This is a genomic window from Candidatus Bandiella numerosa (assembly GCF_021811875.1).
GTDB lineage: Bacteria > Pseudomonadota > Alphaproteobacteria > Rickettsiales > Midichloriaceae > Aquirickettsia > Aquirickettsia numerosa_A.
On record NZ_JAJBJD010000104.1, the window covers coordinates 1 to 3,831 of the forward strand.

At 31.4% G+C, this 3,831-nt stretch carries 3 protein-coding genes; 2 read left to right on the top strand and 1 reads right to left on the bottom strand.

Features of this window, described 5'->3' with window-relative positions:
- Positions 1–222: hypothetical protein (locus L8D11_RS04010; protein WP_236870386.1), on the top strand; the 222-nt coding region annotated here is incomplete at its 5' end.
- Here L8D11_RS04010 and mutS read toward each other — a convergent pair.
- On the bottom strand, positions 202–2,796 hold the full coding sequence (gene mutS / locus L8D11_RS04015) for a DNA mismatch repair protein MutS (protein WP_236870387.1): 2,595 nt from the start codon (positions 2,794–2,796) through the stop codon (positions 202–204). The genes L8D11_RS04010 and mutS overlap by 21 nt on opposite strands.
- Positions 2,797–3,118: 322 nt before the next feature.
- On the opposite strand from mutS, the gene L8D11_RS04020 reads away from it, so the two are divergent.
- Entirely contained in the window at positions 3,119–3,712 is a 594-nt protein-coding gene (locus tag L8D11_RS04020) for a flagellin (protein WP_236870388.1), read from the top strand.
- Positions 3,713–3,831: the final 119 nt, after the last annotated feature.

A 3,831-nucleotide genomic window follows, 5' to 3' on the forward strand; every position in this document is an offset into this window, starting at 1 on the left:
CTCTTCTCTATACGTTCTTCTGCTTCTCTTACTAAAAATGACATTTTGCCTCCTCTTTCGTATGTACTTATCTTTTCATTCTATCATATATGTTTCTTTCTGCCTATTATGCAATGGTCTTTATTATTTCTGACATATACTAACCTTATTTGTGTTATTGTGCATATCATATCAGCTTTCTCAATTGTATGCTATATTTGTTTAGCAATGCCTATTTTTTAACTCAAATAAAATTTGTTGCGCTTGCATTGGAGAAATATTGTTAATATCAATATTCTTAAGCATTATTAGCACTTCATTTTCTTCAACGTTATTATCTTCTTGGTAAGAATTTTGAACCTTAATTGAATCCTGTTTTTCAAAATTGCATAATATCTTTTTGGCAGTACTTATTACATCTTTTGGTAATCCTGCTAATTCTGCAACATGAATACCATATGAACTATCTGCCACACCAGAAATTATTTTATGCAAAAACACAATTTTCTTATCCCATTCTTTAACCTCCATAGTATAGTTAGCAACTTTACTGAGATACTTATTTAACTGAGTTAATTCATGATAATGTGTTGCAAATAAAGTTCTGCAATTAATTTTGTTGTGCAAATGTTCAAGCACAGCCCAAGCTATTGATATCCCATCATGAGTTGAGGTTCCTCTACCAATTTCATCAAGAATAACCAATGATTTTGCAGTAGCATTATTGATAATATATGCTGTTTCGGTCATTTCTACCATAAAAGTAGACTCACCCTTGGCAATGTTATCAGCGGCACCTATTCTACTAAATATTTTATCAACAACACCAATATGGACCTTTTTAGCAGGTACATAACTGCCAATTTGTGCAAGAATACAAATTAAAGCATTCTGCCTTAAAAAAGTACTTTTACCAGCCATATTAGGTCCAGTAATAAGCCATATTTTTTCTTCTTCTGTTATATTTGAAGTATTTGAAATGAAATTTTCTTTTTGAAAATGTTCTACAACCGGATGCCTTCCTTCCTCAATCAGAAATGCATCACTGCCATCTACAATTGGTCTAACATAATTATTTTGAACAGCAAATTCAGCCAGAGCACTGTAAAAATCAAGATTAGAAATACTATCTATAACTAAGCTAATCTCATCAAAATAGTTTTTGGTGCTATTACATAGTTTATTAAAAATTTCCTGCTCCAAATTACTAATTTTATTATCACAATTAAGCAGGACGTTTTCCAAATCTTTCAATTCGGTTGTAAAATATCTCACATAATTTCCTAATGTCTGCTTATGAATAAAAAAAGCACCATCTAATTTATCTGCATTTAAACTGGTCACTTCCACAAAATAGCCAAAAACATTATTTTTTGATATCTTCAAATTTTGCACACCAGTTTTTTTTCTATACTTATCCCGTATATTAATGATTTTTTCGTTGGAATTATTCTTTAAATCATACAGCTCATCCAGATATGCATCATAACCCTTTTTTATAAAACTTTGTCCCTCTATAGGTTCTTCACTGGAAATCAGAGCTTCTTCTAATTCAGTTACCAACTTGTCATATCCAAAAATTTGAGAAACGAGAGAATTTATCTCATCAATTAATTTTGTATCCTTAATTCTCAGCAATTCGCTGACCATAGTTGCAATTTTTAAACCATTCTTAACAACATTTAAATCTCTAGGTATTGCCTTATTGATAAATATTTTTGATAATGCCCTTTGAACATCTGGAAAATATTTTAGATATTCTCTAGTTTGCTTCCTGAGTTCATTTTTATTACAAAAAAATTCTACACAATCTAGCCTTTTATTTATAACTGCTGAATTATTAAGAGGTGAGTTCAATCTATTTTTTATTAGCCTAGCCCCTGCTGATGTTATGGTTTTATCAATTGTGCTAAGCAAATTGAACTCTCTGTTTGTAGCAGTTTTATCAAGCTCGAGGCTCATCCTAGTTGATGCATCAATTTCCATGAAAAATTCTCTATCCAGCTTTTTTAAAATTTTTAGCTTGGGTAGGTTATTCTTTTGAGTATGCACTATATATTCAACTAAAGAACCTGCAGCCATTACCTGCGCATGATTAAAATCTCCTAACCCTTTGATAGAATTAATCTTATAGTAATCTTCAAGTCTATTAACGCAACTCTTATAATCATATATGTTGTCACTTCTAACAGTAAGTGCGACTTTTGAATTTAGTATATTTTGGTCATCACTTAATTTTTTAGGAATTAAAATTTCTTTAGGCGTAAGCCTTGATATTTCATTGATAATTTGCGTTTTACTACAATTAGAAACATAAAATTCACCTGTAGTTAATTCAATCCATGAAATTGCAAATAAATTATTATGCCCTGCAATTGACATTAAATAATTAGCATTTTTAGGGTCCAACAATTGATCACCCATCAATGTTCCAGGGGTGATAATCTGAACAACTTCTCTTCTAACTACCTCTTTATATCCCCTTTTTTTTGCCTCTTCTGGAGGCTCAAGCTGCTCACAAATAGCAATGCTATAACCATCCCTTAGTAATTTATTTATATAGTGAGTAACGCTGTGGTGCGGAACACCGCACATTGGTATATCATCTCCGCTTTGCTTTCCCCTTTTTGTCAGTACTATATCCAGTGCCTTTGAAGCAACCAGCGCATCATCAAAAAATAATTCATAAAAATCTCCAAGTCTAAAGAACAATAAATAATCCTTATGTGCAGATTTTAAACCTAAATATTGCTTCATCATGGGTGTTATTGCTAACTCAGACAGATTGCTGAAGGATATCTCCTCTTGTTTATTCATTATTTTAACAAAGCTAAATAAGTATTTTTACAATACAAATACAAATATTAAAAGCATAATTCTTTTTTTTATTTGGTGATAAAATTTCACATATTCGTATATTACCTAAAATAAATACTTGCAAATACTTGTTAACGTGCTAACGTTTTATATAAGAAGTGTAACGACAGGAGTCGTAATTTATCTTGAGTAGTGTGTTAAAAGGGTTCATCAAAGCTCTGTTTTTTAGAGCAACTTAATAATGGCTAACTTTTTCTAACGCGGGGTAAATCATTTATTGACAGCAGTCTCGTTTTAATAAACTTTAAATTGGAGAAAGACAATGTCTATACCATCAATTACTAATACGCAAACAGCTGGTGTACAAGATCAGATCAGCAGAATTCTAGAAAATTCTTCTACAATTGCCAACAAGATATCTTGTGGAGAAGGAATTCTATTTCCTTATGAAGATCCAGCGGGTCTTGCGATTGGTACAAAATTGGAAATAAATCTAGGAGTACAAAAAGAAGCTCTTAAAAGTGCTCACCAAGCATCAGTTGTGTTAAACATTGCTTACGGTGGAACAAAGGGTGTGGTAAATATTTTAAAAAGGCTTGATCAATTATCAATCATGGCTTTAACAGGTAGTGCTAGTGACAGCGATAGAAAATTGATTGACCTTGAAACGCAACAGTTGAAAGCTGAGATCAACCGTATATCAACAGGAACAGAATTCAACGGTAGAAAATTAATCGATGGCTCAACTGAAAATGGCGCCACTTTTAATGTTGCCAACGGCATGCAGTTGAAAGTTAATAATAATAATACTGGTACAGGTATTGATAAATCAGGAATTTCTGATTCTACCGGAAATCGAATTTTAAAATATACTGCAGCTGCTGCAAATCCTGGTAAATTTGATCTTGATATTTAGGAATTTCAAAATTTATGGAAATGAGAAAAAATAGAGGTAAATGAGAAGAAAAACTAATTCAAAAGTATTCAAGAGAAAAGAAGTAGAAAAAATGAGCTAAAATTGTCTAAAAACATATA